3 protein-coding genes and 1 pseudogene are annotated in these 2,956 nt (G+C 33.1%); all 4 read left to right on the forward strand.

Annotation, left to right across the window (positions count from 1 at the left end; translation table 11 throughout):
- Positions 1–895 precede the first annotated feature (895 nt).
- The gene (locus QGT73_RS17075; protein ID WP_065538022.1) at positions 896–1,228 is read left to right on the forward strand and encodes a hypothetical protein; all 333 of its coding nucleotides are present in this window, start codon (positions 896–898) and stop codon (positions 1,226–1,228) included.
- Positions 1,229–1,307: 79 nt separating this feature from the next.
- Complete coding sequence (locus QGT73_RS17080; protein WP_007654014.1) at positions 1,308–1,901, forward strand: hypothetical protein; 594 nt, start codon at positions 1,308–1,310, stop codon at positions 1,899–1,901.
- Between the two features lie 104 nt (positions 1,902–2,005).
- On the forward strand, positions 2,006–2,503 hold the full coding sequence (locus QGT73_RS17085; RefSeq protein WP_280123229.1) for a hypothetical protein: 498 nt from the start codon (positions 2,006–2,008) through the stop codon (positions 2,501–2,503).
- 75 nt (positions 2,504–2,578) lie between these two features.
- A pseudogene (locus QGT73_RS17090) lies at positions 2,579–2,845 on the forward strand (hypothetical protein); the annotation flags it as partial.
- Positions 2,846–2,956: the final 111 nt, after the last annotated feature.

Raw genomic sequence — 2,956 nt, forward strand, 5'->3', positions numbered from 1 at the left:
TGAAGAACCGTAATATACTAATCAAGTCCGTTCGCACCAAAATCTTTTCCAACAAACTAAATTTCAACAATTTCAAAGTACTCTTTCCGATTTTAATGGGACATCAATGATATAACATTGAAGATAAGGATGAAAAAGAATGGAAGAATAAGGTATATGACATTTTAAAAAGGCATGGGGAAAAAGTTTTTTTGCTTTACCAAACATCATATGGATGTTGTGAAATTAGTATAAAGCCACAAAAAGGAATTGTTGCATATCCCTATGCTCTTAGGAAATACAACGGTCAAAATGGTTTCTATATGAAATGTGGTGATGCCATATTTGTTGGTAAAGAGATTGCTCTTAATAATTAGGAATAGAAATCTTTGGCTAATACTTAAAAAAATATTGGTAACAAGCCGGGATAACGGACTAACGCCGTTCCCCGCCAAGCCATTAATGGTAATAAGGTATATGATAGACTATTTATATTATAGGTTTTATAGATTATGGCTTCATTCTTCTGTATCGGAAGGAGCCACATTTTTGGCAATGCTTTTGTTTTCGGTCATGTTAAGTACAAATGTATTAACCGCATGGGGTATATTAACCCAATACGGAATCATTGATTATCCGTCCGATACTCAATACTATATCATTGAAGGCAGTTTAATAGCATTGCTGTGTGGCAGATTTTTCTTCAAGAAAAGGTACAGAAGAATTATAACCAAGTATGAGGATGAAAACTCTGTGCAACGTAAAGTTGGAGTGTGGGCACTTACTGTATATATAGTGGCAACCTTTATTTGCTTTTTCATAGAGGCATTGCACAGACAAGGAAAAATATAATTTACCATTAACGAAGCAGGATAACGGACAAGCCGTTCCCTGCTGAACCATTATATGTAACAGTATGGAATATCACGATAAAGAAATAACATCAATCGCATACCAAAAAGATGATGCAACACTAATCTTTACTATATCAAACATTCGTTTGGTTTGTAAAGGTGTTGAATGGTGGGAATTATCTTCTTTTGATATTCAAAATGTTATATTTGAACTCAATATCTTCACGAACGCCAACATACCAGCCTATCTGATTGGCGAGTATAGTTGGGTGAAGAATTATCAATCAAAAGATACTTTAAAGTTCATTCATATAGATTCATCTGTTGGTATGAATGGAATGATAGTAGCCAGTGATATTCAAGAAATACATATAACGACGAAAGATAGCATCTGACGATGCTCCTTTCTAACCATTACCAATAACAGTGCGATAAGGTAAGCCAAAGATTTTATCATCATCAAAATTAAATACAATGGAGAAAAGTAGAGATTTTCAGTTATTTATGACTCAAAATGATGAGCAGCAATTTTGTGAGGAATTACGAGGGTACAATCCTAATATATTCTTTTTAGATATTTCTCCTTCTTTGGAAGCTGACATTAGCAAAAGACTATATACGTCTGTTGTAAATTCATCAAGTTCTTTCTTCTCTATCGTAAATTTTGATTTGATGACAATGGAAGAATTAAAAACGAGATACAAAAAATATGGCGAATATTACCATTTTGGTAGTATTGCAAGGGAACAAATGCAGTTCTTACGCTCTAAGCCGGATGTTAATGATTCCCATTTTTTAAGAAATGGTCGTATTGCTGATTCATATAACATTGAAGATAAGGATGAAAAAGAATGGAAGAATAAGGTATATGACATTTTAAAAAGGCATGGGGAAAAAGTTTTTTTGCTTTACCAAACATCACATGGATGTTGTGAAATTAGTATAAAGCCACAAAAAGGAATTGTTGCATATCCCTATGCTCTTAGGAAATACAACGGTCAAAATGGTTTCTATATGAAATGTGGTGATGCCATATTTGTTGGTAAAGAGATTGCTCTTAATAATTAGGAATAGAAATCTTTGGCTAATACTTAAAAAAATATTGGTAACAAGCCGGGATAACGGACTAACGCCGTTCCCCGCCAAGCCATTACTGACAAAAGCAATGAGATATGGAAATTCGATATTACATATTATTTTTCTTATCCTTATTTCTTTATAAGGGTGAGATAAATGCAGAAAACATATTGCAATATAAAGGTATTACCATTTGTTCAAATCAAGTAAATGGTAGAAATCATTTATTCTTAATTCATAATGGAGATACCACAGAATTGGTTAAACCAGTCTTGCAATATTACATAAGCAATCAAATGGTAACTGAAAATCTATCTTATTCTCCTACGATTAAAATTTTCAAAGGAACAAATGGCGATGTAATACAAATATGGTCTGAACACAAAGACGGTGGACTACCTGTTTATGATGCTTTATATAGTATGGTAGGAGAACTTTTGGCTGTCCGTTATAGTCTCAGGATGTCATCATACAAAGCAATAAATGTTATGAGTATGGGTGATTATGAATATATACTTGAAACATACGGAATTGAAGATATAGAAAAACAAATGAATGATAATATGTTTTCTGCCAAAATAGATAATTGGTAAGAAAATGTCAGTAACAACGCAGGATAACGGCAAGCCGTTCCCTGCTAACCATTAGCAACCATAACATCAACAAATATGGAACGAATAAGCATACAATCAGATTCCCCAGGATATATTAAGGTTTCTGAAATAGGAAAAGAGTTAATTGCCTTTTCGGAAATTATTGAGAAAAAGTATAATCAAATAGATTTTGAATTAGCTTTTTGTTTCAGAGCATTGTACACTACACAGGGAATAAATTCAAAGGTGCGGTTTTACAAAGATGAGAACTGGTTAGGAATGGATTTAATAATGCCAGTAGATGAATTTAATCCATATAAGAATAATATATCTATGCAACAATAGTTCGTTAAAAAATTATTCATAGGCTAAGCGGCATCTACCGCCAAGCCAAGGAGTTCTTTGACAAGTTTAGCATTTAAAGTCTTGTTCGGGTCAATTCCGCTCAGGTCA

Origin of the sequence: Duncaniella muricolitica (assembly GCF_910574735.1) — a bacterium.
Lineage (GTDB): Bacteria > Bacteroidota > Bacteroidia > Bacteroidales > Muribaculaceae > Duncaniella > Duncaniella muricolitica.